Raw genomic sequence first — 25494 nt, forward strand, 5'->3', positions numbered from 1 at the left:
GGTGGGTATCTGCTATTTGGCGATGAAATTCGTTATACTTGTCACTCTTTCGTTTTTTGTCCAAAGCCTGAGTTGGAATTCCTGATGTTTAAAACCATACGAGAAGATATTCGCAGCGTATTCAAACGTGACCCTGCAGCGCGTAATACCTTCGAGGTTCTGACAACTTATCCCGGTTTGCATGCCATTTGGTTTCACCGCCTGAGTCACCGGCTGTGGAAATTACGGCTGTATTGGCTGGGGCGTTTTATTTCAACACTGGCACGCTGGTTTACCGGCGTTGAAATTCACCCTGGTGCAAAAATTGGACGACGTTTCTTTATTGATCACGGTATGGGTGTGGTGATTGGTGAAACCGCCGAAATTGGCGACGATGTAACCTTGTATCATGGCGTAACCTTAGGCGGAACTAGTTGGAACGGCGGTAAGCGCCACCCAACGCTTGGTAACGGCGTTGTTATTGGTGCTGGCGCCAAAGTGTTGGGGCCGTTGACCATTGGTGAGCATGCTCGCATTGGCAGCAACGCGGTGGTGGTAAAAGACGTACCAGCAAATACTACTGTTACAGGTATTCCTGCTCGTGTAGCCAGCTCCAGCACCGACAAAGAAAAAGCCCGCAAACGTGAAGAAATAGCCAAAGAGTACGGGTTTGATGCCTACGCAATTTCAGCCGATAACCCTGATCCTGTGGCCACAGCTATGGGCCGTATGCTCGATCACGTGCATGTATTGGATCAGAAAGTAAGCGATTTATGTCGCGCGGTGAACACCTTAGGCGGTGATGTATGCGACAAAATTCCGGAAGTAGAGCTCGATGATGTAGATTTTATTGATGCGAGTCATCAAGCGGAACGGCAGCGCGCCTCGGCAAAATCACCAACAACTAAAAAGCGCGCCACTAAAGCTAAAACCGTAACCAAAGTTACGCCTAAAGAAGAAAAAGACGACTAATCAGTCGTCTTTTTTTGAGTCAGCTTTTCCAATATGCCCATGGCAAACGCTGAGCCAACAAAGGTCATGTGAATAATCACGTACCATTTAATGTTGCTCTCTTCGATATTTTCCAGATTCATAAACACTTTCAATAAATGAATGGAAGAGATTGCCACAATTGCGGCCGCTACTTTGTTTTTCAGACCACCTGAATCTATTTTACCCAACCAACCAAGCTTCTCGGTATCCGATCCGATATTTAGTTGAGATACAAAGTTTTCATAGCCGGACAGCATAACCATAACCAGTAAACCACCAACCAACGCAATGTCGATAAGGGTTAGGGTTAGAAGTATCAGGTCTACTTCTGAGGTGCTAAACAGGTAAGGAATTACATGCGCAAGCTCCTGGAAAAATTTTAATCCCAGCAGCAATACAGCAATGCTTAATCCAAAATAAATGGGTGCCAGTAACCAGCGCGAACCGTACATGGATTTTTCAATAAAGCGTTCTATCATAGTCTTCCTTGTGGGCGTTAGTAGACTTACAGGGCATTATTGTACCCGACCCTAAGGCCGGGTAAAGTCTTCATTTAGGCTACTTGGTGTGGCTTGAAAAACGTGCCACCAGGGAGCGTAGCGTTTGCACCGTTTCATGCAGTTCCGCACTGGAATGGTCGGTTGCGCGCGCATTTTCCAGAGTGTCCTGCGCCAGTGATGAAATTTCAGTGATTTGCTCGCTAATATGTTCCGCAACACCACTTTGCTCTTCCACTGCTGAGGCCATTTGTACCGACATATCTGAGATTTGCTGAATAGCTTCATCAATTTCTTGCAGCGCTTCATCGGCTTTTTGTACTTTGGCAACACCGTCAGCGGCGGCTTCTTCGCCTTGCTTAGACACGGTCACTGCTTCTTTCGCACGTTCGCGTAGGTTGTCAATTACCGTGTGAATGCCTTCGGTGGAGTCACGCGTGCGACCCGCTAACGAGCGAACCTCATCGGCTACAACGGCGAAGCCACGGCCATGCTCGCCGGCACGGGCAGCTTCAATAGCCGCATTCAGTGCCAGCAGGTTAGTTTGTTCAGCTATTGAAGAAATTAAGTCCGCCGCCGCGCCAATTTCACCGGTCGATTCATCCAGCGCTTTCACTGTATTCGCAATTTGTTCAACTGCGCCGTGCAGGCCTCGAATAACTTCGCTGGCCTCGCGCGCAAGAGTAACACTGGAGCGCACATTAATAGCGGCACTTTCCGCGTACTCGGCGTTCTTCTCTACGGTATCTGCAACTTCCTGAATCGAAGCGGCCATTTCGTTCATGGCGGTAGCTGTTTGTTCGGTTGCTGCGGTTTGCTGTTGCACTTTGCCTGAGCTGGAACTAGCTTGTTCGCGTGTATCTGTCGCGATGGATATGAGGTTATTAACTGCGTCGCCAATGCGAGCTAGTGCGGTGCGATTACGAGCACCTTCACTCATGAGTAGCAGGCCTAATCTGGCTTCGCGTCCCTGATGGCCGGTGTAGGTCATACCCACCAGTTCAGACGAAAATGCGTCCTTTCGAATATCAAGAAAACCTTGCATCATTTTGCCGATGTACCAGCCATACAAGACGATAGCTACCAGGCCACCTGCTGCGGCTATTGCTGCAGCCATCCAACCATGGGTAAACCATAAGGCAACCGCCGCGATAAAGGTTGGCGCCGCTACGGGTAGCAGATCTCGTGCAGTTAAAGCTAAGCGTTTTGAGAAGGTGAGCGCATGTTTGCCAGCATTAATGCGCTCGTACATGCCCATGGCACGTTCTTTTTCGGTCTTACTGGCGGCAACTCGCACCGATTCATAGCCAATAACTTTGCTGTCTTCCTGAATGGGGGTTACATAGGCACTAACCCAGTAATAATCACCGTTTTTACAGCGGTTTTTGACCAGCCCCATCCATGGTTTACCACTTTTAATGGTATCCCACATGTGTTTGAACACCGACGCGGGCATATCAGGGTGGCGTAAAATATTGTGTGGGGCGCCAATAATTTCTTCGCGAGAATAACCACTAACCTCAACAAATTCCTCGTTGCAGTGCTTAATGACACCTCTGGCATCGGTTGACGAAATCAAACGATATCCTTGCGGGAACGTACGCTCTTTTTGCGTAACCGGTTGATTATTTCGCATAGGAAAACAATCCTTTGTTTAAGTTGTATAAGTGATTTGGCATGAGGTAAGTCTAGAACTAATGTAAAGATATATCGACCAGAGGGTCTGTTTTCTCAAGCATTATTCTAGAAATAGCTGATTTGACGGGTTTTTGGTTTACTAACAGGTATAAATTGGGAGCATAAAAAAACGCCGCTAAGAAGCGGCGTTTTTAACTAATTCTTTTCGTGAATCACGAATTATAAAGGCTGTACGTTCTCAGCTTGAGGACCTTTAGGACCTTGAGCGATAGTGAACTGTACTTGTTGGCCTTCAGCTAAGGTTTTGAAACCGTCAGACTGAATCGCGCTGAAATGTACGAATACATCTGCGCCTTGTTCTTGTTCGATGAAACCGAAGCCTTTAGCTTCGTTAAAGAATTTTACTTTACCAGTTACTGTAGACATGCTGTGATTCCTCGTAGTGCATGTGAATTTCTAGGGTATTGCTAAAAACGTAGGTATTACTTGGGACTTACAAAACGAGGTACAGCAAAACGACTTCGTAACAGGCCGCAATAAAATAGCCGAACTTTTCTAGCGGGGTTAAGTATACACCGATCCATTTGGCTGTCAAATAATGTTATTAAATGACAACTGCTTAGTGGGTATTAGCTTAACCACGGATCCAATTTTTCGTGATATGGCGGAATTGATCGGTGCCTGATCTGTGCATCCACTCGTAAGCAGCCATTTCCGAAGTAATTATAATGACGCCATGTTGGCGTAGCCGGCTTAATGCCGCTTGCTTGTCGCTGTCGCGGCGCGAGCCTACGGCATCTTCAACCACATAAACCGAATAGCCTTGCTTGGCTAGGTCCATAGCGGTTTGCAGAATACAAACGTGCGCCTCAATACCCATTAGAATCACCTGGCGGCGGTTTTGCTGTTTCAAGGTATCGGCAAATTCTTCTTCCTGCATGGCGCTGAAGTGCATTTTTTCGATCACTTGCGCTTGTTCAATAACGCCGGACAATTCGTTCACGCTGTAACCCAGCCCTTTCGGGTACTGTTCAGTTACCAGTGTTGGCACACTTAACTCTTGTGCTATTTCGCCCAACCAGCGCATACGCGTAATTAACTGGTCGCGTTGATGTACCACCGGAGCGAGTTTCTCCTGAACGTCTATAATCACCAGAACACTTTGTTCAACTTGAAGTAGCATGGGGTGCCTCAGCTGCTTTACTTAACAATAAATGAAACTAATTATAGGTAAATTGTGCCTGAACAATAATCAGGATGCTATGAGCCGATAGTCGGATAGTCGCTGCTTGTATAAATTTCGACCAAATAAAACTAAGGCAACGATTAGATATGGTCCGGTGAAAACCTGGCCTTGAGCCATTTATTACTTGCGCATCGGCGTATACTGAAGCCACACGGATCTGAAAGGAGTTACCCATGCTCGACAGCTTTGATGCGTTGTCGCTGGCGCGTTTCCAATTCGCGTTTACAGTGGCTTTCCACATTATTTTTCCTGCCTTTACCATTGGTTTGGCTAGCTTTCTGGCCGTGCTTGAAGCGCTTTACCTGAAAACGCGTAAGCCGGTGTATCAGCAACTCTTTCAATTTTGGGTGAAAATATTCGCCGTTGCCTTCGGTATGGGGGTGGTGTCGGGCATTGTCATGAGTTACCAATTCGGTACCAACTGGTCAGTATTCTCCGATCAGGCCGGCCCGGTGATAGGGCCTCTAATGGGCTATGAAGTGCTCACCGCATTCTTTTTGGAAGCCGGCTTTTTAGGTGTCATGCTATTTGGCATGAACCGGGTGGGTGAGCGATTACACTTTTTTGCCACTTTAATGGTTGCCATAGGCACCGCCATTTCGGCGTTCTGGATACTGTCAGTAAACAGCTGGATGCAAACCCCGCAAGGCTATGGCATTAACGAAGTTGGTCAGTTTGTCGCAGAAGACTGGTTCAAAGTCGTGTTCAATCCTTCATTTCCGTATCGCTTAGTGCATATGTTGCTAGCTGCCTATTTAACCACAGCCTTTGTGGTCGGCGCGGTAGGCGCCTGGCATTTGCTGAAAGACAAAACCAGTGCAGCCGCTCGCAAAATGTTCTCTATGGCGATGTGGATGGCGCTGTTAGTAGCCCCGCTGCAGGTTGTGGTGGGCGACTTGCACGGCTTAAATACGCAGGAGTATCAACCTGCCAAAGTAGCCGCCATGGAAGGGCACTTTGAAACCCAAACTCAAGCACCGCTATATTTATTCGGGCTGCCAAATATGGACGAAGCGCGAGTAGATTACGGAGTTGCCATTCCAGGCCTTGGTAGTCTTATTTTGAAGCATGATGTAAATGCCGAGGTAACGGGGTTAGATGCTTTCCCCAGAGACGAATGGCCAAACGTTCCCATCGTATTCTGGGCCTTCCGCATTATGGTTGGTATTGGCATGTTAATGGTCCTGGCTGGGTTATGGTCAGGCTTGCAACGTTTGCGCGGGCGCTTGTATGAAGGCCGTACCCTGCAAAGGTTTGTGCTACTAATGGGGCCGCTTGGATTTGTGGCGGTGGTGGCTGGCTGGGTAGTTACTGAAGTAGGGCGGCAACCCTGGGTTATTTATGGTTTATTGCGCACCGCTGATGCCGCGTCGCCGATTGCCAAAGAAGGCGTAGCCGGCAGTTTAATTGCCTTTATTGTGGTGTATTTTCTGGTGTTTGGAGCCGGTACTTTCTACATCTTGCGGAAAATGGCCGGTAACGCCGATGCCATTCAGGTTACTAAAAGTAGTACGAAAAAACCTGGCCTGGCGGCCGAGCGTTTAGTTGGCGAGGAGGACTAGACCATGGATTACGCATTAATTTGGGCTATTTTGATTGCGGTGTCGGTGTTCGCCTACGTTGCGCTGGACGGTTTTGATTTGGGCGTTGCTTTGCTGTTTCCGTGGTTTAAACGCGAGGAAGATCGCGACATTATGATGAACACGGTAGCGCCGGTATGGGACGGCAATGAAACCTGGCTAGTACTGGGTGGTGGCGGGTTGCTGGCGGTATTCCCGCTGGCTTACGCGGTATTAATGCCAGCCTTATATATGCCGGTTATTGCCATGCTGCTGGGACTTATTTTCCGGGGCGTAGCTTTTGAATACAGGTTCAAAACGAAGCGGGCGAAACCCATTTGGGATCTGTCTTTTATTGTCGGCTCGCTCATTGCCGCCCTCAGTCAGGGCATCATGCTGGGCGCCATGTTGCAGGGTATTAAGGTTACCGGGCGAGCATACGCTGGCGGTTGGTTTGACTGGCTCACCCCATTCACTGTGTTCTGCGGACTAGTCGTGGTTATTGGTTATATGCTGCTTGGCTCAACCTGGCTGATTATGAAGACCCGTGGCGACCTGCAACTGCGGAGCTATCAGTTTGCACGCTATTTTGCCCTAGGGTTAGTGGCCTGTATTGTGTTTGTGAGTGCCTACTTACCCTGGCGGTTCGATTACATAGCCGACCGTTGGTTTAGTTTTCCGGCGTCACTGTGGTTGTGGGTATTGCCATTAGTGTTGGCTTTCGTCACCTTCAGCTTGTTGTGGTCACTTAAAAAAGGCCAGCAGGTGCGACCCTATTTGTGGGGGTTGGCACTATTTTTAGTTTCGTTCGCCGGCTTTGCGGTTAGTATATTTCCTTACTTGGTACCGCGTAGTATTACCCTGTGGGAAGCCGCCGCACCAGACAACAGCCTGATATTCTTGCTGGTGGGTGCGGTAGTGCTACTACCAATAATTTTTGCTTACACTGGCTATACCTATTGGGTGTTTCGTGGCAAAGTTGACGCAGATTCTGGCTACCACGACTAATGCGCAAACAAACCTGGAAGCAAATACTATGGTTCATTGCACTGTGGGTGGCCGGAGTGCTGTGCATTAGTATAATCGGCCTGGCAATCCGCGCGGTACTCATGCCTGATGCAGTTTAACCAAAGTACAAACGGAACCTATGACAGCTTATGTAGCACCTAACGCCAAACGTGATTCTCCCGATTCTGCTTTACGCAGATTTCGGCAGAAGGTGGTGCGCAACATATACTGGGGCGCCACCATTGGCTCTGTGGTGTTAGCCGCAGTGCAAGGCTGGATAGGGCACCACGGCCTGGCTGGTTTGCTGGGCGTTGCTTCTATTCTCTTTATCTGGGCTGCGCTGCAATCTCGGCATAGATTGTTACCGCAGAAATACCATGCGGTGTTCGTTATTGTTACCTGCATTGCGGTTAATTACTCGATTATAGAAAACGGAATTAAGGGCCTGTACTGGGCCTATCCGGTAATGAGCTCCTTATTCTTTCTGTTTAACCGCCGCTTGACGCTGATCGTTATTCCGGTTGTATACGGCAGCTTTGTAGTGAGCAGCTATTTGGCGCTTTCATTTACTCACAGCTGGCGCTTTGCGGTTTCACTAGCAATGATTTTAGTTCTGGGCGGCACTTTTATTGTGTTGCTGCAGCGGCTACAGAAAAGCATGACAGAGCTGGTAGTTACCGACCCTTTAACGGGTCTCTATAACCGTAACAGGGTAACCCAAACCTTAATTGAAAATATTCAGCAGAAAGAACGTTATAAGCGACCCGCCAGTTTGATCATGATTGATTTGGACCATTTCAAAAGCCTGAATGACGAACATGGTCATTTGTTTGGCGACCAAATGCTGAAGCAAACGGCGAAACGTTTACTTGGTGCTATACGTGCCACCGATACTCTGTTCCGCGTTGGTGGTGAAGAGTTTCTGGTGGTGCTGCCTAATACCAGCAGTCAGGACGCCAACGTTGCCGCCAAAAAACTGATTAAAGTAATTGGCAGCCGGCCGTTCGAGGGCAAAGGCGCAACTGTTTTCATCACGGCCAGCGCCGGTGTGTCCGAACTCCAACCCGGCCAGGCCTGGTCGCAATGGCTGAGCCGTGCCGATCAGGCTTTATTTGAAGCAAAAAATAACGGCCGTAATAATGTCGTGCTGCAATCAGATACAACTTCTGATGCCGGCAACCCCTCCAACAAAGACGATTAAATTTGCACCACTGCTTAGGTCTGGCTACAATTCGTGCCTTTCTTTTTTAGGTCGGTGAGGAATAACTAATGGCACCAGTTCTAATATTAATGGGATCACAATCCGATTGGCCGGTGATGCAAGAAGCGGCAAAAATGCTGAAAGAGCTGCAGGTTCCCTGGCGTGCCCAGGTTGTATCCGCTCACCGAACCCCGGATTTACTCGCCTCGACCATGCAACAGGCGGAAGCTGACGGCGTACCTGTAGTTATTGCCGGTGCTGGCGGCGCTGCTCATTTGCCGGGCATGCTGGCTGCTTTTACAGCTATTCCAGTGCTTGGTGTTCCGGTTCCGAGCAAGCAATTGAAAGGTTTAGATAGCCTGCTTTCTATAGTACAAATGCCAAAAGGTGTTGCGGTTGGTACTTTGGCCGTTGGCCCTGCTGGCGCTGCGAACGCAGGTTTATTGGCGGCACAGATTGTTGGTGTCAGTGATAAACAAGTACGCCAACGTGTAAATGAATTCCGTGAAGCTCAGCGTGCCAAGGTTCTATCTGGCCCTGATTTGGAGCTGGACGAATGAAAGTACTGCTGATTGGTGATGGGCAACTGGGCCATATGCTTGGCCGCAGTGCAATTCAGCAAGGGCATTATTGCTTATTATATTCCACCCGCACGCAGCAGGTGATGCCGCTGGCCAGCACCGAATCACTGGCGCTGAGCCTGGCCGAAGCGGTTGCCTGGGCTGACGTAGTGAGCTGGGAACACGAAGACGTGCCAGCCGACATCATTGAGCTGGCGCGCAGCAAGTTTTTAATGGATCCGGAAAAAATCACGGCATTAACCGACCGTCGCTCCGAAAAACAGTTGTTTGACGATTGTCAGGTGCCAACTTCACCGTGGCAGGCATTTGAAAACGAAACTGAGCTGGCGAAGGTGTTGGAGCAATCTCCTCAGGCGTTGGTATTAAAAGCCGCTCGTGGTGGTTACGACGGTAAAGGCCAATGGCGCTGGCAGCCACAACAAAACGCTGAACCATTGCTGAAAAGTGCGGGCCAACAAGCGGGTATTGCCGAGCATTTAATTCCGTTTGAATATGAAGTGTCATTAGTTGGTGCGCGCGATAAACAAGGCAATATTCGCTGTTATCCGTTGATTACTAATGTTCATGACCGCGGCATCCTAAGTTACAGCATTGCCGGTGAGGGCTGGGTGAGTGAGCACTTACAAGCTCAAGCCGAAAGCTATTTTGAAAGCATCACTAAGGCCTTGGATTACGTTGGTGTGCTGGCTATTGAGTTCTTTGTGGTAGCCGAAGGCAATGAACAACACCTGCTGGTAAATGAAATTGCGCCACGCGTGCATAACTCGGGACACTGGAGTATGAGTGGCTCGAACTGTGATCAATTTGGTCTGCATATGCGTTGTTTAACTGGGTTGCCGTTGCCGGATTTACTCTGTGCGCCCACCTTAATGGTGAATGTTATCGGTGTTGAAACCATTCCCGGTGAGCTTTGGCAGGCCGCAGCAGCGGATTGTCACTGGTATAATAAGCAAGCGCGGCCAGGACGTAAGCTAGGTCACGTAAACTTTATTATTGATACGCCTGAGCGAGGCCGAAAACTAGCCGAATTCTGGGCGCCCCGGCTACAACAACTCGCCGACTAAAAATTAAGACTATAAGAACTTATGAAGCAGTTAAGTTCGTGTAGATGAGCTCGCACGAATAAAGGATTCGGCATAACGCGATGAACAAACGCTATGCATTGCAGTTTCTGACACTAGCGCTGCTGTATTTTTTGAGCGGCGCATTGGGGCTGTTCTATACACAAGAAAGTGTGTTTGTTACGCTAATCTGGCCACCCGCCGGTATTGCACTTGGCTTGCTGCTGCGTTGGCGACTGGATTTATGGCCAGCTATTTTGCTGGCTGAATTGTGCATTGCTTTTTTTGTTTCCGACCTGCCGTTTCCTTTAGGCACAGGTATTGGCCTCACCAATACCCTGGTGCCGTTATTTACTGCCCATTTACTACAACGCCAAAAATTCAGCAGCATGTTCGAGCGCTCCCGCGACTTATTTTTATTCCTGTTTGTTGGGGTGGGTTTAACGTCTGCACTGAGCGCTTTTGCTGGAACCGCGCAGCTTTATCTATTAGACAAAATAGCCTTACCAGATTTGCCGCGCGACTGGTTAATGTGGTGGCTTGGTGACGCTGCTGGCATTTTATTGCTAGCGCTACCCATACTTGCTATCGCCCGCTCAACAGTGCGGCCGTTAACTCGGGGTTTTAGTGGCTTAGCCACTGCCTTGCTGCTGATACTGGCAGTTGAAATTTTTATCGTTAATTACTTCAATTTTGCCGACGGTTTATTGGTACTGCCTATGCTGCTGGTGGTGTGGATAGCTATGACCACCAATTTGCAGGTATCGTCGCTGGCCATTTTGTTGTTCACTATTATTGCTTCTGCAGGCACTTTGAGTGGGCACGGCGTGTTCACCGATCTGAAGTACACTCAGGAAGCGCATTGGGTTTATATTACGTCACTGGCTATTGCCTCGGCTGTTATTGCGTCTATTTCTATTGAAACTCGCCGTAATCTGGATCAGAAGCACTATGCGCTACGCGCAGCTGGCATCGGCACCTGGGATTTGCGCCTGCCAAGCCATCATGTTTACTTTAATAATACCTGGGCGACGATGTTAGGTCGTAAGGTACGCCAGCTTGACGAGAGCATGAGTACTTTTCGTGAACTGGTTCATCCGGATGATTACCTGCAAATGATGGGGGCGTTAACGTCCTATATTAAGGGTGACTCGGAAAGCTATTATGCAACGTTCCGAATGCGCCATGCCAACGGCGAGTGGCGCTGGATAGAAGCGCATGGCGAAGTAACCGATCGTAACTTCAATGGGCATCCCACCCGGATTTGCGGAACCCATCAGGACATTACCGAGCGTAAAGTGCTGGAGGACGATCTGGCACTAAACTTGATTCGGTTAAATCAGGCTCAGGAAATTGCGCAGTTGGGCCACTGGACCTCGAACATGGCTACCGGTGAGCTGTGGTGGTCGCCCATTATTTACCAGATGTTTGGTTTAGACCCCGACAAAGTAACTCCTAGCGTGAAGTTGTTTAATCAGCTCATTCACCGTGACGACTTTGACAGCGTGTTAAGCAGTGAGGCAAAAGCCATAGAATCTGGTGAGCATGACGTTGAACACCGTATTGTGAGGCCCGATGGCTCGGTTCGCTGGGTACATGAACTGGCGTCACTGGAACGCGACGAGGACGGCCAGCCGTTCCGTATGGTTGGCACCGTGCAGGACATTACTGATTATAAAGAGCTGGAACTGAAGCTACGACGGCAGGCATTGATAGACGAACTAACTCAGGTTCCGAACCGCCGTTATATGATGCAGCAGTTGGCGCATGAGTGGACGCGGTACCAGCGTTACCCCGAGCAGACTAGCAGCTTTGTTATGGTAGACATTGATTTCTTCAAGCAGTTAAACGACACCTACGGGCATGGTTTTGGTGACGATGTATTGCAAGCGGTGGCGGGTAGACTGCACGGACTGCTGCGCGACGTAGACGTGTTTGCGCGCATGGGTGGCGAGGAATTTGCGCTGTTGTTACCGCAAACCGGTGCGAAAGACGCGATGTTGGTGGCCGAAAAGCTACGCGCTGCTATCGCCTCACTGGACTTGCTGGCACCGGGCGCCGCTCAGCCCGATGTAGAAGTAACCGCCAGCTTCGGTGTGGCGGAGTTTAACGCCATTTTCGACAATGAAGATGACGTGATGGTAGCCGCCGATAACGCACTTTATAAAGCCAAAGAAAGTGGGCGTAATCGCGTTGAGCAATATACGCCCCCAGTAAGCGAACACTAACCGTTTAAACGCTCGTGTAGCCAGTTACGTATGCGTTGAATTTGCTCCGGCACTACCTGGTGCTGCATTTCGTAGTGTTGATACTGCACCGAGTAACCCATTTCTTGCAGCGCTTGATAGGCTTGCTGCCCCAGAGATTCTGGTACCACCGGGTCCTGCGTGCCATGCTGAATCATAATCGGTAGTTGCTGCTGCGCATCGTGACGAACCAGAGTTTCGTGTGTGGCGAAATAACTAGACAACACCAGCAACCCACCGAGTGTTTTTGGAAAGCTCAAAGCGGCTTCATAGGCAACCGCACCACCTTGTGAAAATCCAGCCACAATAATTTTTTCAGCAGGTACGCCGCGCTCGAGCTCGCGCTCAATTAGCGCTTGAGTAGCGGCAGCGGAAGCCTCCAGCTGCGGGGTATCCACTTTACGTGCAATACTCATTTCCAGAATATCGTACCAAGCTGGCATCACCATGCCGCCATTAATGGTCACAGGTATACGGGGCGCGTGGGGGAAGATAAACCGAGTGTTATCCGAAAGCCCTAAATGTGGTACTAGAGGCGCAAAATCGTTGCCGTCCGCACCGAGGCCGTGCAACCAGATAACGCTGCTGGTGGCCGTATTTTTAGGTTCAACTTCAACCGCTGGCAAGTATGCCATGACTACTCCTTTGATTTGTTTTTAGTATCAGATTCTGCAGGTTCGGTACGCTGACCTTTGCCTAAACCACCGCTAATAACCAGCTGCATGGCATCTGAAGGGCTCATATCCAGGTTGGTGGTACAGTTGCGCGGCACCATGACCATGTAACCGCCCACCATGTAACTCATGGGTAAATACACGGCAATTTGGTCTTCGTCTAAGCATTCCGAAATCATATCGCCTTTTACACCGCTCTTTTTGGTAACAATGCCAATAAGCTGCATGTGCGAGCCAGGTAAGGTTACCAACACCACCGATTCTTCGGTAAAGTTTTTGCCCGACATTAATTCGAAAATATCGTTTATGGTGGCGTATAGCTGGCGCATCACCGGGAGTTTTTCCATTACGCGCCCGGGAATCATCCATACACCATAAAATAAGCGCCAGCGTGAACTGAATCCCATAATGATGGCAATAATCAAAAAGCTTATAAAAGCTAACCCAGGAAAATAATAGAATTCTGGCAGCACCATCAGCCACAATGGCTTTAACCAGGTTTCCATAGTGACTAACAACCAGCGAACTAGCGTTATGGTGAGAATAATTGGCAGTAGTATTGCCAATCCTTTAACTAACGACTGCAGCACTCTTTTCATTGTAGTCATCCTTGTTTCGCACTAGGCTTGAGTGGATTCAGAAATTTTACCATATTCCAAAATGAGGTGTGGCTATGAAGCTTTATGGAAGTTATACATCGCCATTTGTGCGCCATTGCCGTGTTGCGCTGGCACAAACTGGGCAGAACTATACGTTTGCAGAAGCCGACCAGGCGACGAGCGGCAAGCTAAGCCCAACTAAGCGAGTACCTTTTGCTGAAGTTGATGGGCTGGTGCTGCATGATTCCGCAGCTATTCTAAAGTATATTCGCGAGCAGGCTGGTCAGGAATTTTTTAGTTCAGTTCAGGATTATGACCTATTTTGCCTGGCAAATACCTTGCTCGATACCAGTATTAACTTATTTTTACTCAGTAAAGATGGCTTAACACCAGAGCAAAGTAGCTATTTAACGCGCCAGCAAGAACGGGTTGATGCCTCGCTGGTTGCATTAGAAAAGCGCGATTGGGGCCAGGTGGGTGCCGACGTTAGTGACGGCGAACTGCGCTTAGCCTGTTATTTAAGTTGGGCTATTTTCCGCAAGCTCATTACTATTACCGACTGGCCAAATCTACAAGCCATGCTAGCGCGGGTGGATCAGCATCCAAGTTTTGCCAATACTCACCCGGCGTTGGGTTAGTAACTTGTTAGTCGCGAAAGTTTTCGAATTGCAGCGGCTGTTCAATGTCTGATTTCTTCAGTACCGCGATGGCTTCTTGCAGGTCATCGCGTTTCTTTCCGGTAACGCGAACTTTATCGCCCTGAATCGCAGCTTGCACTTTCAGCTTGTTGTCTTTTAACAGCTTGATCATTTTCTTGGCAACCGGCTGCTCAATACCCTGCTTAAAGCTGATATTAAAGCTGTAGCTTTTACCTGAGTGTACCGGCTCATCTTCGCACTCAACACCAGCGGTACTAATGCCGCGCTTTGCACAACTACCATAAAAAAGGTCTCGCAGCTGCAACAGTTGGAAATCCGATTCGGTTTTCAGCGTTATGGTAAATTCTTTCTGTTCAATGCTGGCTTCCACACCACGAAAATCAAAGCGAGTGGACAGTTCCCGCCGGGCATTTTCAACCGCATTACGTAATTCGACTTCGTCGACCTCAGACACCACATCAAAAGATGGCATAGGGTATTTCCTCCATTAAAATAGCCAATGTATGATACCAAGCACGGCGGCGTAGCGCGCGCCTTTTCCGATCATCGTAAGTAAGAAAAACAGCCAGAAGTTAACCCGCATCACACCGGCTATAAAAGTCAGTGCATCGCCGCCAATTGGCGCCCAGGCTAACAACAAAGTCCATACTCCATACTTTTGGAACCAGGCCTGCGTTTTTGCCAGCTTGTCTTTCTTAAACGGAAACCAGCGGCGGTCCTGGAAGTGCAGGCAATAACGACCTAGCACCCAGTTCACCGCCGAACCAAGCGTGTTTCCAAGTGTTGCCCAAAACCATAACCAGGCTACCGGGTAACCATCATTCTGCAGCTTTATCAGTAGGATCTCTGAGTACGCCGGCAAAATGGTGGCGGCTAAAAAGGCCATTCCAAATAAACTCAGATAAGCCATGATTACAACTGTGACTCCAATGGTAGCTGTTGTGCCAACCATGCTAACAGGCGGCGCCACCAACGGCTATCGGGTTCGCGCAAGTAACAGTTCTGAGTGTCCTGCCACACCACGCGCTGGTTGATATAACGCAGGCGGTAGCAAATTTCACTGCGAGTGCTTTCGGTAAAAATATTAATAAGACGGTTAGCCATGTCGTTATCATCAATGAAAATGCCCAGTTCTGTATTGATCATCGCCGAGCGGGCACCCAAGTTGAATGAACCTACAAAAACCTCCTGCTGATCAATTACCAAGGCTTTGCTGTGCAGGCTTGCCTTGGCTGTACTCAAGCGTAGGCGGGACTTTTGCTCGGCTTTCATTTCAAACAGCTTTACGCCAGCGGCTAACAAGCTGCGGCGGCGCTTGGCATAACCGCTGTGCGCGAACAGAACATCGTTGCTGGCTAAGGAATTGGTCAGCACTTTCACTTCCACACCTTTTGCAACCATGGAAGCCAGCATAGCAACTCCAGCTTCGCCCGGGGTGAAGTAGGGCGAAATAATGTGCACCTGTTGTTTGGCCCGGGCAAAGCGAAACAAAATGGCTTGCAGCACACCCGCGGACTGTTGGTTGGTGCGTTGTACTTTGTTGGCGTTGTCAGCAATAAACTGAGCATTGGCGTGCCACTGATAATAATTTGGCGAAAGCCAACGACTGTCGTCATTTAGCTTAGGTGGCTTTTGGGTTATGGCATCAGCCATTTCAGGAAGATGTTTTAATTTAAGCCACAGTGGGTGCTTTTCCCAGGCGCGGGCCGCTTTGCGCAATCGTTTTAGCCGATGAACGGGAATGGCTAATGGGTGTTGCCAGTAACTCCAGAACGACGTTTCCGCTGCCGCCGCTTCGCCGCCAACCACTGCCATATCCAAATCAATAAAATTCGTTTCCTGGCTGCGGTCAAAATAGGCATCGCCAATGTTGCGGCCACCAATCACAGCGAACAGGCCGTCAACAAGCCAGGCTTTGTTGTGCATACGATGGTTTAATTCGCTACCGCGTAGAATAACCTCAACCAACGCATGTACCGGTGAAAAGCGAAACCGGAAGGGGTTAAATAAACGAATATGAATGTTTGGATGTTGATCCAGCAGGGCTAGCGCGTAGTCATTGCCGCGCACATCCATGTCGTCCAGCAGCAGGTATACTTGCACTCCGCGTTTGGCGGCGGTTAACAACTCAGCCATTAATAGTCGGCCGCTGTCGTCGTCTTCCCAAATATAGGTTTGAATACAAACGCGGCTGTGCGCGCAGCGGGTACTGACCTGGCGTGCTTCCAGAGCGTCAGCCCCATTGGCTAAAAGGCGATAACCACTGCTAACACTGGCCGCAGCGTGTTGGTTTACAAACTCGGCCCAGCGGCCGCTGGTAACGGCGGTGTTATCAAGCACGATAAGCTAACCTTGGGGTAGTAAATGGAGACAAACAGATGGCAATAATCACCGAATTGAATAGTCCTTTAGGGTAAAAACATGTTACTAATTTAGCATGCTTTATTTGAAACAACAGGAACGTCGATGAACCTCTATCGTATCTTTGCTGTAGGTACCGCTTTGCTGCTGAGCGCTTGTGCGCAGCAACCAGCGCCCGACAGCGAAACCCATCCGGTTACTCAGGTGCAAACCGATTCTGACAGTGAATACCGGGCTATTGTGAATGTGAATGTTTTACCCATGGTGAGCAGCGCCAACCAGGTTGTTCGTAATCAGCAAGTGCTGATCAAGCGCGATCGAATTATTGCGGTTGGCGCGAATGTGGATATTCCGGCCGATGCCATGGTCATTGATGCAAATCAGGCCTATTTAATACCCGGCTTAGCCGAAATGCATGGCCATGTGCCGCCAGCTAATTCATTTGAAGGTATTCCCTCGCGCTACTTAAACGATGTGCTGTATTTGTATTTAACTGGCGGCGTTACCACGGTGCGCGGCATGTTGGGGCATTCGCACCAGCTACAGCTAAAATCGGACATTCGTTCGGGCGACCGGGTAGGCCCAACACTTTATCTGGCCGGACCAAGCTTTAGCGGTAATTCAGTGCGCTCCACTGAACAGGCGCTAATGCGGGTACGAGACCAGGTTGAAGAGGGTTGGGACTTGCTTAAGATTCACCCGGGGTTAACGCTGGAAGAGTATCGCGAGGTTACCTCGCTGGCGCGTATTCTGGGCATTGACTTTGCCGGCCATGTGCCAAGTTCCGTAGGGTTAGGGCGAGCTTTAATGGCCGGTCAGCGCACCATTGATCATCTGGACGGGTACTTGGAGTACGTGAATGCGCTCACCACGCCTATTACCGATGCCCAATTGCATCAGGCAGTAGCGCTTACGCGCGAATACGGTGGTGCCGTAGTACCTACTCAGGCGTTGTGGGAAACGTTAATTGGAGCCGCCGACAGCTCCGAGCTTACGAGCTACGAAGAGTTACAATACGTGCCTGCGCAAGTGCGTGAACGTTGGGTGGGCTTTTTGTCCGAGCGCGACAACCCTTATTTGAATACCACCACAGCTGAAATTCAGGCAGACAATCGTGACCGCTTATTGAAAGCTTTACACGATGGTGGTGTGCCGGTGTTGTTTGGTACCGATGCGCCGCAGTTGTTCAGTGTGCCGGGCTTTTCCGTTCGTCACGAAATGGCGAAAATGTCGGAAGCCGGCATTTCCAACGGCGACATTCTGTGGTCGGCAACCCGGTTAGTGGGTGATTACTTTGCTAAGAACGACCGTTTTGGGTCCATTGACGTAGGTCACCGTGCTGACTTAGTGCTGGTTTCTGAGAACCCATTGAACGACCTTAGCACTGTAGCTGAGCCTTTAGGTGTCATGGCGCAAGGCCACTGGCACAGTCGTGCTGAAATGGATAAGAAGCTGAAGGAAATAAGCGCGGCTTACGCCGAATAGCTTTAAATAGAAAAGTGAAACGGCTCCTGCAGCTTACGCAGCAGGGGCCGAAACACAAACTCCGCAATAATTACCGTATAAAACAAGCTCACCAGATTCACCGCATACACATAGCTGTAGTCCGGTGTCATAGTAGCTTTGCTGGCGTAAAAGTGAATCGAAATAGCACCAATACCAAACGCCACAACGCCAGCTGAATAGGTAGCCCAAAGCTGACGCCGGAACAGGCGTAATAAGTTCTGCGAAGTAGTGGTAGACATGTGCGCCCGGGCGCGCAGTAGTTTCGCACCGCGAACCGTGGCGCTAAGCCCTTTCACCCCGCCGGTTAATACGGTTCCTGAAATTACGTAGAACAGTATAAAAAACACCGGGAAAGGGTTTAAAAACACTGACCAGTTGCCTGCTGACCCCAGCAGAACCAAAGCTCCAATTCCAATCAGCAGCAACCAGCGAGCGTATTTCATCAATTATTTCCGGTATTGGGCGAACCAGGCCAGCGTATGCTCAATTTTAGCAATAACCCGCGACGGCTTGGCGGTTACGCCGTGATAAGCATCAGGTACGCGTACCATAGCAGTATCTACCTTCAATAACTGCAGGGCCTGATAAAATTGTTCAGTTTCAGAAATTGGCGTCCGACGGTCTTCCTCACCAGTAAATAATAGCGTTGGCGTTTTCACATTACCAACCACAGACAGCGGCGAGCGTTTCCAGTAATGGTCTAACTCTTCCCATGGCATGCCCGGGAATTGGTTGGCAATTTGCCCCATGGAGCTATCAGCCGTTAGTGTTTTGCTCACCCAGTTTATCACCGGATTCGTGGCTGCGGCCGCATTAAATCGATCGGTTAAGCCAACTGCATAAGCGGTTGCGATACCACCAGCAGAGCCACCGGCGATATAAAGGTTGTCAGCATCGGCCACACCTTTTTCAATTAAGGCATCAATGCCCGACATGTGGTCGGCAAAGTCGCGCTCAGACGAATAGAAACCATCCAACAACAAGGCGAAGTCTTCACCGTAAGAAGTACTGCCGCGGTAGTTGTTGTAGAACACCACATAACCTTCAGCCGCATAACGCTGATGCTCAGCTGCAAAGAAAGGTCCGTAGGCCAAATGCGGACCACCGTGAATTTCAACAATCAGCGGGTATTCTTTCGATGGGTCGTAGTCGGGTGGGGTAATGTACCAACCCTGAATTTCAGTACCGTCGAAACTGGATTCATAGTTGATTTCGTGCACTTCACCAAGCTTACGCTGGCCAAGTACGTCTTCATTCAACTGAGTAAATATCTGCTTCTGTTTACCTTTCGCTTTGCTGCTGTCAAACACAGCGACATCGGCCAGGCGATATTCAGTGCCACGGGTATAGGCGATAGCACCGGTGCCGGCAGAGGCTGAGTACATGCCACTTAAGTAAGGGCGGCTTACGTACACACCACCAAGATCATCCACCAAATCACTGCGGCGACTATTCAGGTCCACTTCAGCCACTTTATTGCGGCCTCTATCGGCGTATTGAAATGCCAGTTTGGTATTGTTTAGCCAGCTTGGGCTTTCTACCGAACGGTCAAAGTCGGCTAATAGTGCGGTGGTTTGTTTTGAATTCCAGTCCATCACGTGCAGCTTAGTATTTTTGTAAGCGACCGGTTCGTTGGAACGATGCAGGAAGGCGAGTTTACGGCCATTTGGAGACAGCGTAGCGGCATATTCTGCCCCCGGAATATCGGTTAGCTGGGTCAATTCTTCGGAAGCAACATTGAGCTGCCATAAATTGTTTTCTGAGCCTTCGTATTCCCAATTCTCGTTACGGTTGGCGGAAAATACCAGGGTATTGTTATCCGGTAACCAAGTTAACGGACCATTGTGGTTATACGGTCCTTCGGTTAACTGACGAGCACTGCCACCTGTGGCTGGAACCACGAAAATCTGACTGTATTCGGACGACATCACCCCGCGGCCGTCACGCTGGTAATAGGTGCGCTCAACCACAATTGGGGTTGCGCCCCATTCTGCGTCTTTCGGCTTTTTCGGTTGATACACGCTGCGGGCAAAGTCGGTTGCATCTGCTGGCACGCCCATCATAAAGGCTAACTGTTCCCCGTTTGCTGACCAGCTTAGTTGCGAAGGTGACTGTTGCACTTCAGTAATTTGTGCGGTGCGTTGTTCTTCCAGCCAATGCACATGAATTTGATTGCGACCCTGACGGTTCGAAGTAAATGCTAAACGATTGCTGTCGGGTGCCCAGCTTGGGTTGCCATAACTGTGTTGGTCGGCAAACAGAGGCGTGTGCTTGCCAGTGGTTACGTCAATTAACCACAGGCTGTGACTGGTGTTGTCAGTCATAACATTAAAGCTGCTGCGAACATAAACCACATACTTGCCGTTAGGCGAAATTTGTACGCTATTGGCATGCTCAAGCTCGAAGATATCTTCCGGAGCCAAATGAGGCTTGTCAGTATTGGCCTGAGCCGGATTCATTCCGCCCATAGCCACTACTAGTAGTGCGGGTACAACCGTTTTCAGAAGGTTCATAGCAATTTCCTGCGTCAACAAATAGTGGTCTAGCTAAGCAAAGCTAACGTAAGCATGCAATGCTTAATAGACCAAAGCTGCCACAATACCGATAAACGGTTTGTTGCTTAACAAAAAATTAGCTTATCATTTAGCTATCGTAACTAGGTGCAGGTTAACTATGGTGCATTTGCCCACCCTGATCATTATTGCTATTACGGTGAACTTTTTGCTCGCTGCGTTAATGCTGGTGGTTTATCAAATCCATCGCAAATTGGATTGCTTTATTTACTGGTCGGCATCTTGTTTCGTATTTGCCATTGCGGCTATTGTGGCCAGCACCCGAACTGTTATCGATTTCCCGCTACTCACCATATTCGTTGCCGATATTTTGTTTATCGGCGGGCCGCTGCTGGCGTTACTGGGCATTCGCTCATATCTGGGTAGAGGTATGAGCAGGCGCTTTAAATTATGGCTGCTAGTTAGCGCTGCGCTGGTTACTCTTGCGTTGGCGATGTCGTTCTCTAAACCGGCGTGGGCGCAACTGGTTACCAGTGTCGTTATTGCAGTTATATTTTTCCGCGCCGTGGTTTTACTGCGTGGCCTTAATAGCAGGCCGCCATTACCTAAATACCTGCTTACCATGCTCTTCGGTATTCATGCGGTGGCCATGCTGTCGCAGGCAGCTATGTTGGGTACCTCATTGTACTTCGGCGAGTCGGGGCAGGTGGCATTGCTGCTAGAAACCCTGCTGATCAGCCATATTTTGCTTACCGTGTGTACCGCCATGGTGTTCCCATTACTGGTATTTGTGACCAGCGAGCAACACCTGACCAATCTGGCCAATATTGATGATTTAACCAAACTGCTAAACCGCCGTGCCTTCTTTGAGCGGGCCGGCAAGCAGTTTATAGAAGCCAAGCACACCGATAGTAATTTTAGTCTGTTGATGCTGGATTTAGATTACTTTAAACAAGTGAACGATGAGTACGGGCATGTGGTGGGAGACCACTGTTTAGCCTGGGTGGCTCAGCATATAAGAGCCGAGTTACGTGAAACAGACGTGCCGGCGCGCATTGGTGGTGAAGAGTTTGCCATTGCTCTAGCGGGCGCCAACGGTGCTCAAGCCGAGCGTGTCAGTAAACGTATATGTGCTCAGATAGCAGAGCATCCGTGTGAAGTAGAGGGCAAATCGATTAACCTGACGGTAAGTATTGGCGTGATTAATCGAGTGCAAAAGCATGAACATTTGCAGGAGCTATTAGCCGAAGCCGATGCCGCACTATACGAAGCCAAAGAGCGCGGCCGTAATCAGGTGGTGGTTAGTCATTAACGGCGCTTATGGCACTTGGGTAACTACCTAGCAGCACCAGCCGGCTTTGGCGGCGAATAGCCGCAACTGCCTGCATTAAACCTTGGCTTTCACTATGCCCTTCACAATCTAAAAAGAAGTGATAATTCCCAAATTTAGTGCCTGTAGGCCGTGACACAATAGAGGTCAGGTTCACTTGGTGGCGCGCAAACAGCTGCAAGTTGTCGGCCAGCAAACCCGGGTGGTCGTCGTCATCTACTAACAACACACTGGTTTTATAGGCCACGCCAGGCTGGGGTGCTAGCCGCTGTTGCTTGTTCTGCAAAGCAATAAAACGCGTTTCATTGTGGGGGTAGTCGGCTACTTCATGCGTAACCTGCAAGTTTGCCGCGCGAAGATTGTCTGCATAAAGCTCTGCCACGCAATGTGTAGGCACTATGGCGCCGCTATTTGGGGTATTCAGTAGCACCTGCAGGGCTTCGGTGTTGCTGCCGGTGGTAACCAGTTGAGTTGTTTGCGAACTAGCAGCGAATGTACTGGCTAAAAACTCACCGCACTGACCTTGCGCCACAAATTGCGCGTAGATTTTGGTGGGCGCGAGGCTATTACTTACATAACTAAAATGCACAGGTACCCGCAGTTCAGCCACAATTTGTAGCGGTGTGCGCAACAGGTAATCGACTACCGGTGACACAAAGCCTTCAGCAATATTCTCAATTGGCACCACGGCGATATCGCAATCGTCGTTCAGCCGCGCCAGGGTACGTTGCAAACTGGACTCAAAACAAAGCTCAGGACTAGTAGCCAGTTGAGCGGCATAGCGGCGGGCAGCAATTTCGGAAAATGTCCCGGCCGGGCCCAGCGTAACCAACTTCATGTACCTTTTCCTTGTGCCTGTTTGAGTGAACCTCCAGTGTGCCTAAAGTAGCGGGCTGCCGCTAGTGTTTATGACGCTTTCGCCATGTCATTGTTGTGCTGCTCAAGATAACGCTGGCGCTTGGCTGGTTTCAGCTTGTGTAAATCCACAATCACCAAACCATCCACACTATTGTTAAAGTCAGGGTCGACGCTAAAGGCCGCAAACTGCACGCCGCCGGCTTCGCATAGCTCGCTATACTGCTTAAACAGCGGTGGCAGAGCACAATTCAATAATTTCAGCTGTGCTTTTAGTTCGCGAAATACAAAGGCTTTTTGTGCGTCTAGGTCACTGCTATCTGCTGCAGCGGCTGCCAGCATCTGTTGGAATTGCTGCGTACGTGCTGCGCTGATTTCAAAAGGCCGGTTCGCTTCCGCTAACGGCGCTGAGGCCGGATAAAAGTGCTGATAATAAGCCACAATCAAGTCTTTTGCGGGCGCCGGAAAATCACCGCTTAAACTCACCGGACCAAATAAATAGCGTTGCTGTGGATACTTGCGCAGAAACACGCCAATGCCCAGCCACAAGTAGTCCAGACTGTAGCGATCACGGTAGGCTTCGCATACAAAACTGCGACCCAGCTCAATGCCGTTGCGAATGTAGCGTGAGAAAGCCTGCCGCAGGTTAAACAATGACGCCGTGTAAACACCACCTTGCCCGAACTGCTGAAAGTTCGCATCGGCAACACCAAGGCGGTAGCCTCCGGCAATTTTCATATGCTGTGGGTGCCATAAAATAAGGTGCGCAAAGCTTTGGTCATAAGTGTCTACATCGCAGCGCTTAGACGTACCTTCGCCAATGGCCCGAAACACTTGCTCACGCACGCGACCGAGCTCACGCAGCACCGGGCAATCGGGTTGTGCGTAGTAAAGGTAAAGTTGTAAGCCGTTCGGCATTTCCAGCAATAACTCTTGTTGCGTCAGTGCATCGCGAACCGCCAACGGTGACTCGGCATAGGCAATGGCGCGGGGGGCGTTGGCTGCAGGCGCCGCTTTACGTTTGGCAATTTTAGCCAGGCTATATAACTGCTTGCGCAGGTGGCTTGCGGCTTCGCGAGAGTTCATATTGGCAACACCCGGTTGATGAGCCTGACCCACAGTAAAGCGCACCTGCCCACCACGCTGACGGAACATTTCTTTAATCAACAGTAGCGTACCCAGAGTTTTGTGAACCATGGACGAGCCGTAAAACGACCAGGAATTTCGCCCCTGCACATGAATAGGTAACATAGGCGTATTGGTTTTCCGGGCAATTTTAACGAAGCCCGATTGCCAGTGCGTGTCGCGCACACCTTGCGGGCGCAGCCGTGAAACCTCGCCCGAGGGGAATATAATGACCGCACCTTCGTTGGCCAGAAATTCGTGAATACGCTGCAATTGCAGCTTGCCGGCACGGCCGCCAATATTAGTAACCGGCAGCAGCATAGGGCGCAGTTGCGTTAAGCCCCACAGCAATTGATTGGCAACAATACGCACGTCGGGGCGCACCTGCCGCACCATGTGCAGCAGCGCAATGCCGTCCAGCGAGCCAATAGGGTGGTTGGCGTAAATAACCACCCGGCCTTGCTGGGGAATATTTTCGATCGCTCGTGGCGACACTAAATAGTCAAATTCGAAATAATCCAGAATGTCGCTAACGAAGTCACTACCAACCCGGTGGCTGTGCGTGCTTAGAAAGCTTTCGAAGTCCTGCTCGTGACATAAACTTTTCAGGGCTTTGCGAACCGGACGCTCAAGCCAGGGCTGGCGAGCAATAGCGGGTAAACGAGCGAAAATTTGTTCTTCAATACTTGAATTCGGACGAGCCTGGTGCATGGTCAATCTCCCATTATGGGTTTGACCTATCCTGTGCTGTTTAGGTGAGATTCTGGTGACATTTCAGTGAAGCTTTCGTGACAGCTTGCTCGTTGAACTATGAATGCGTAGTGCGTTGCCAGCGCTTCGCGTAAAACCAGATGCCGCTAACCGGCAGTAAAATAAGCGCAATACCGGACAACAGAATCACCAGTTGATACAACCAGCCACCCATAGCGGCAACATGTAACGGGTAAATGGTATTGGAAACCTGATTGCCAAGCGGCGTGTGACGGGTATTGGTTACTTCACTGAGCGTGCCGGTGTCACTGAAGTTTACATAGTTGCGTCCATTCGGGTGCCACTCATCATGGTGCTTCAAACGAATACGCGGCTCTTCTAAATAAAGGAGACGAGCATCAGTTGTTGGCAAAGTCTGCTGCGCAACATCCAGGCGTTGCTGCCAGTTCTTGGCAGTAACCTCATTAATAAGTTGGTGCGGCTGATTATTCTTGCTCTGAAACGGCAACACTGCCACTAGGAATGACTTCACAGGCGCAGCATACATAACGGCTGTGCCTGTGCTTAGCCCGATGAAAATAGGAATAAAAAGCACCACTCCGATAAAACGGTGTGACTGCCACAGAGTTTGCATTCCACGGCGGGAAAAAGGGTTATAAAATCGCACCGTTAAGGCCCGCAGCGACACCCCCTGACGCGGCCACCAGCGGGCCAGGCCAGTAATGATTAAAGCGAGGCTGGCAATACCAAGAACGCCCAGAATGTCCTTGCCAAGTTCTTTTAGTAGTAAATCATGGTGTAATTCGACTAGCCAGCTGGTTAGGTCACCCAAATAGGTGCGCTCTAGCAACAGGCCTCCGGTAGCGTTGTAGTAATAGTGGGTTCTATCAGTGTCAACGATTTCCAGCCAGGGGCGATCATGTGTCGGCATAAGCGCGTACCCGGTATGATGGTGGTCAAGTATTTTGGCGGCTTGGTGCTGAGTTACAGGCTCCGCCAGTTGCAGTTGAGGGTACTGCCAGCTTAAATACTCATTTTTGTAGAGCAAAATGCTGCCGCTCACCGCCATTAACAAAAGCCAAAGGCTGAGCGTTAAGCCCAGCCAGCGATGGCATTGTGTCAGTGTGGGCAGCTTTCGCTTAAACGTCATTG

General features: G+C 49.8%; 24 protein-coding genes. 10 read left to right on the plus strand and 14 right to left on the minus strand.

Annotation, left to right across the window (positions count from 1 at the left end):
• Nucleotides 1–84 precede the first annotated feature (84 nt).
• The gene (gene cysE / locus CCE91_RS00555) at nucleotides 85–951 is read left to right on the plus strand and encodes a serine O-acetyltransferase (RefSeq protein ID WP_086434786.1); all 867 of its coding nucleotides are present in this window, start codon (nucleotides 85–87) and stop codon (nucleotides 949–951) included.
• Here the strand turns inward: cysE and CCE91_RS00560 are convergent.
• From CCE91_RS00560 to CCE91_RS00575, 4 genes are all read right to left on the minus strand, one after another.
• Nucleotides 948–1451 carry a TIGR00645 family protein gene (locus tag CCE91_RS00560; protein ID WP_407681270.1) on the minus strand — a complete coding sequence of 168 codons (504 nt, stop codon included), beginning with the start codon at nucleotides 1449–1451 and terminating at the stop codon, nucleotides 948–950. The genes cysE and CCE91_RS00560 overlap by 4 nt on opposite strands.
• A 79-nt stretch (nucleotides 1452–1530) precedes the next feature.
• Nucleotides 1531–3105, minus strand: a complete 1575-nt coding sequence (locus tag CCE91_RS00565; protein ID WP_086433319.1) for a methyl-accepting chemotaxis protein — start codon at nucleotides 3103–3105, stop codon at nucleotides 1531–1533.
• 221 nt (nucleotides 3106–3326) lie between these two features.
• Entirely contained in the window at nucleotides 3327–3533 is a 207-nt protein-coding gene (locus CCE91_RS00570; RefSeq protein WP_086433320.1) for a cold-shock protein, read from the minus strand.
• Nucleotides 3534–3741: 208 nt separating this feature from the next.
• A complete protein-coding gene (locus CCE91_RS00575; RefSeq protein WP_086433321.1) occupies nucleotides 3742–4290 on the minus strand; it encodes a hydrolase in 549 nt (182 codons plus the stop codon).
• 236 nt (nucleotides 4291–4526) lie between these two features.
• On the opposite strand from CCE91_RS00575, the gene CCE91_RS00580 reads away from it, so the two are divergent.
• From CCE91_RS00580 to CCE91_RS00605, 6 genes are all read left to right on the plus strand, one after another.
• The gene (locus CCE91_RS00580; protein ID WP_086433322.1) at nucleotides 4527–5915 is read left to right on the plus strand and encodes a cytochrome ubiquinol oxidase subunit I; all 1389 of its coding nucleotides are present in this window, start codon (nucleotides 4527–4529) and stop codon (nucleotides 5913–5915) included.
• A gap of 3 nt (nucleotides 5916–5918) precedes the next feature.
• On the plus strand, nucleotides 5919–6920 hold the full coding sequence (gene cydB / locus CCE91_RS00585; protein WP_086433323.1) for a cytochrome d ubiquinol oxidase subunit II: 1002 nt from the start codon (nucleotides 5919–5921) through the stop codon (nucleotides 6918–6920).
• 139 nt (nucleotides 6921–7059) lie between these two features.
• Nucleotides 7060–8121 (plus strand): GGDEF domain-containing protein, encoded by a 1062-nt coding sequence (locus CCE91_RS00590; protein WP_086433324.1) that lies wholly within the window; start codon nucleotides 7060–7062, stop codon nucleotides 8119–8121.
• A gap of 68 nt (nucleotides 8122–8189) precedes the next feature.
• Nucleotides 8190–8681: a 5-(carboxyamino)imidazole ribonucleotide mutase gene (gene purE, locus CCE91_RS00595; protein WP_086433325.1), complete on the plus strand. Its 492-nt coding sequence runs from the start codon at nucleotides 8190–8192 to the stop codon at nucleotides 8679–8681.
• Entirely contained in the window at nucleotides 8678–9766 is a 1089-nt protein-coding gene (locus CCE91_RS00600) for an ATP-grasp domain-containing protein (RefSeq protein WP_086433326.1), read from the plus strand. Before purE ends, CCE91_RS00600 begins: the two co-directional genes overlap by 4 nt.
• An 80-nt stretch (nucleotides 9767–9846) precedes the next feature.
• Complete coding sequence (locus tag CCE91_RS00605; RefSeq protein WP_086433327.1) at nucleotides 9847–11991, plus strand: GGDEF domain-containing protein; 2145 nt, start codon at nucleotides 9847–9849, stop codon at nucleotides 11989–11991.
• Here the strand turns inward: CCE91_RS00605 and CCE91_RS00610 are convergent.
• Complete coding sequence (locus tag CCE91_RS00610; protein WP_086433328.1) at nucleotides 11988–12644, minus strand: alpha/beta hydrolase; 657 nt, start codon at nucleotides 12642–12644, stop codon at nucleotides 11988–11990. The genes CCE91_RS00605 and CCE91_RS00610 overlap by 4 nt on opposite strands.
• Before the next feature lie 2 nt (nucleotides 12645–12646).
• Nucleotides 12647–13282, minus strand: a complete 636-nt coding sequence (locus CCE91_RS00615) for a DUF502 domain-containing protein (protein WP_086433329.1) — start codon at nucleotides 13280–13282, stop codon at nucleotides 12647–12649.
• A gap of 74 nt (nucleotides 13283–13356) precedes the next feature.
• Between CCE91_RS00615 and CCE91_RS00620 the strand changes: the two genes are divergently transcribed.
• Nucleotides 13357–13920: a glutathione S-transferase family protein gene (locus CCE91_RS00620; RefSeq protein ID WP_086433330.1), complete on the plus strand. Its 564-nt coding sequence runs from the start codon at nucleotides 13357–13359 to the stop codon at nucleotides 13918–13920.
• Between the two features lie 7 nt (nucleotides 13921–13927).
• Here CCE91_RS00620 and CCE91_RS00625 read toward each other — a convergent pair whose 3' ends face one another.
• From CCE91_RS00625 to CCE91_RS00635, 3 genes are read right to left on the minus strand one after another with little or no spacing between them, the layout of a single operon-like run.
• Nucleotides 13928–14413 carry a YajQ family cyclic di-GMP-binding protein gene (locus CCE91_RS00625; protein ID WP_086433331.1) on the minus strand — a complete coding sequence of 162 codons (486 nt, stop codon included), beginning with the start codon at nucleotides 14411–14413 and terminating at the stop codon, nucleotides 13928–13930.
• A 15-nt stretch (nucleotides 14414–14428) separates the two neighbouring features.
• The gene (locus tag CCE91_RS00630; RefSeq protein WP_198677998.1) at nucleotides 14429–14851 is read right to left on the minus strand and encodes a YqaA family protein; all 423 of its coding nucleotides are present in this window, start codon (nucleotides 14849–14851) and stop codon (nucleotides 14429–14431) included.
• Between the two features lie 2 nt (nucleotides 14852–14853).
• Nucleotides 14854–16281, minus strand: a complete 1428-nt coding sequence (locus tag CCE91_RS00635; RefSeq protein WP_086433332.1) for a phospholipase D family protein — start codon at nucleotides 16279–16281, stop codon at nucleotides 14854–14856.
• A 126-nt stretch (nucleotides 16282–16407) separates the two neighbouring features.
• On the opposite strand from CCE91_RS00635, the gene CCE91_RS00640 reads away from it, so the two are divergent.
• Nucleotides 16408–17787, plus strand: coding sequence for an amidohydrolase family protein (locus tag CCE91_RS00640; protein WP_234996222.1), 1380 nt, complete (start codon nucleotides 16408–16410; stop codon nucleotides 17785–17787).
• A 2-nt stretch (nucleotides 17788–17789) separates the two neighbouring features.
• Here the strand turns inward: CCE91_RS00640 and CCE91_RS00645 are convergent, their stop codons facing one another.
• Complete coding sequence (locus CCE91_RS00645) at nucleotides 17790–18251, minus strand: hypothetical protein (RefSeq protein WP_086433333.1); 462 nt, start codon at nucleotides 18249–18251, stop codon at nucleotides 17790–17792.
• A gap of 3 nt (nucleotides 18252–18254) precedes the next feature.
• On the minus strand, nucleotides 18255–20321 hold the full coding sequence (locus tag CCE91_RS00650; RefSeq protein WP_086433334.1) for a S9 family peptidase: 2067 nt from the start codon (nucleotides 20319–20321) through the stop codon (nucleotides 18255–18257).
• Between the two features lie 160 nt (nucleotides 20322–20481).
• Between CCE91_RS00650 and CCE91_RS00655 the strand changes: the two genes are divergently transcribed.
• A complete protein-coding gene (locus tag CCE91_RS00655) occupies nucleotides 20482–21633 on the plus strand; it encodes a GGDEF domain-containing protein (protein WP_086433335.1) in 1152 nt (383 codons plus the stop codon).
• On the opposite strand, the gene CCE91_RS00660 is transcribed toward CCE91_RS00655, so the two are convergent.
• The 3 genes from CCE91_RS00660 to CCE91_RS00670 form a co-directional block, all read right to left on the minus strand.
• Nucleotides 21623–22489 carry a prephenate dehydratase gene (locus tag CCE91_RS00660; protein WP_086433336.1) on the minus strand — a complete coding sequence of 289 codons (867 nt, stop codon included), beginning with the start codon at nucleotides 22487–22489 and terminating at the stop codon, nucleotides 21623–21625. The two genes, CCE91_RS00655 and CCE91_RS00660, sit on opposite strands and share 11 nt — an antisense overlap.
• A 68-nt stretch (nucleotides 22490–22557) precedes the next feature.
• On the minus strand, nucleotides 22558–24342 hold the full coding sequence (locus CCE91_RS00665; RefSeq protein WP_086433337.1) for a lysophospholipid acyltransferase family protein: 1785 nt from the start codon (nucleotides 24340–24342) through the stop codon (nucleotides 22558–22560).
• A gap of 97 nt (nucleotides 24343–24439) precedes the next feature.
• Nucleotides 24440–25492, minus strand: a complete 1053-nt coding sequence (locus CCE91_RS00670; protein WP_086433338.1) for a PepSY-associated TM helix domain-containing protein — start codon at nucleotides 25490–25492, stop codon at nucleotides 24440–24442.
• Nucleotides 25493–25494: the final 2 nt, after the last annotated feature.

It is taken from the genome of Pseudidiomarina planktonica (assembly GCF_900177775.1).
Classification (GTDB): Bacteria; Pseudomonadota; Gammaproteobacteria; order Enterobacterales; family Alteromonadaceae; genus Pseudidiomarina; species Pseudidiomarina planktonica.

Excerpts from the sequence above, each read along its gene's own strand:
- CCE91_RS00630 (WP_198677998.1), bottom strand. The coding sequence starts at position 14,851 with ATGGCTTATCTGAGTTTATTTGGAATGGCCTTTTTAGCCGCCACCATT.
- CCE91_RS00610 (WP_086433328.1), bottom strand. The coding sequence starts at position 12,644 with ATGGCATACTTGCCAGCGGTTGAAGTTGAACCTAAAAATACGGCCACC.
- CCE91_RS00560 (WP_407681270.1), bottom strand. The coding sequence starts at position 1,451 with ATGATAGAACGCTTTATTGAAAAATCCATGTACGGTTCGCGCTGGTTA.
- CCE91_RS00620 (WP_086433330.1), top strand. The coding sequence starts at position 13,357 with ATGAAGCTTTATGGAAGTTATACATCGCCATTTGTGCGCCATTGCCGT.
- CCE91_RS00570 (WP_086433320.1), bottom strand. The coding sequence starts at position 3,533 with ATGTCTACAGTAACTGGTAAAGTAAAATTCTTTAACGAAGCTAAAGGC.
- CCE91_RS00660 (WP_086433336.1), bottom strand. The coding sequence starts at position 22,489 with ATGAAGTTGGTTACGCTGGGCCCGGCCGGGACATTTTCCGAAATTGCT.
- CCE91_RS00640 (WP_234996222.1), top strand. The coding sequence starts at position 16,408 with ATGAACCTCTATCGTATCTTTGCTGTAGGTACCGCTTTGCTGCTGAGC.
- CCE91_RS00600 (WP_086433326.1), top strand. The coding sequence starts at position 8,678 with ATGAAAGTACTGCTGATTGGTGATGGGCAACTGGGCCATATGCTTGGC.
- CCE91_RS00575 (WP_086433321.1), bottom strand. The coding sequence starts at position 4,290 with ATGCTACTTCAAGTTGAACAAAGTGTTCTGGTGATTATAGACGTTCAG.
- purE (WP_086433325.1), top strand. The coding sequence starts at position 8,190 with ATGGCACCAGTTCTAATATTAATGGGATCACAATCCGATTGGCCGGTG.
- CCE91_RS00645 (WP_086433333.1), bottom strand. The coding sequence starts at position 18,251 with ATGAAATACGCTCGCTGGTTGCTGCTGATTGGAATTGGAGCTTTGGTT.
- CCE91_RS00580 (WP_086433322.1), top strand. The coding sequence starts at position 4,527 with ATGCTCGACAGCTTTGATGCGTTGTCGCTGGCGCGTTTCCAATTCGCG.
- CCE91_RS00670 (WP_086433338.1), bottom strand. The coding sequence starts at position 25,492 with ATGACGTTTAAGCGAAAGCTGCCCACACTGACACAATGCCATCGCTGG.
- CCE91_RS00590 (WP_086433324.1), top strand. The coding sequence starts at position 7,060 with ATGACAGCTTATGTAGCACCTAACGCCAAACGTGATTCTCCCGATTCT.
- cysE (WP_086434786.1), top strand. The coding sequence starts at position 85 with ATGTTTAAAACCATACGAGAAGATATTCGCAGCGTATTCAAACGTGAC.
- CCE91_RS00615 (WP_086433329.1), bottom strand. The coding sequence starts at position 13,282 with ATGAAAAGAGTGCTGCAGTCGTTAGTTAAAGGATTGGCAATACTACTG.
- cydB (WP_086433323.1), top strand. The coding sequence starts at position 5,919 with ATGGATTACGCATTAATTTGGGCTATTTTGATTGCGGTGTCGGTGTTC.
- CCE91_RS00665 (WP_086433337.1), bottom strand. The coding sequence starts at position 24,342 with ATGCACCAGGCTCGTCCGAATTCAAGTATTGAAGAACAAATTTTCGCT.
- CCE91_RS00605 (WP_086433327.1), top strand. The coding sequence starts at position 9,847 with ATGAACAAACGCTATGCATTGCAGTTTCTGACACTAGCGCTGCTGTAT.
- CCE91_RS00650 (WP_086433334.1), bottom strand. The coding sequence starts at position 20,321 with ATGAACCTTCTGAAAACGGTTGTACCCGCACTACTAGTAGTGGCTATG.
- CCE91_RS00625 (WP_086433331.1), bottom strand. The coding sequence starts at position 14,413 with ATGCCATCTTTTGATGTGGTGTCTGAGGTCGACGAAGTCGAATTACGT.
- CCE91_RS00655 (WP_086433335.1), top strand. The coding sequence starts at position 20,482 with ATGGTGCATTTGCCCACCCTGATCATTATTGCTATTACGGTGAACTTT.
- CCE91_RS00565 (WP_086433319.1), bottom strand. The coding sequence starts at position 3,105 with ATGCGAAATAATCAACCGGTTACGCAAAAAGAGCGTACGTTCCCGCAA.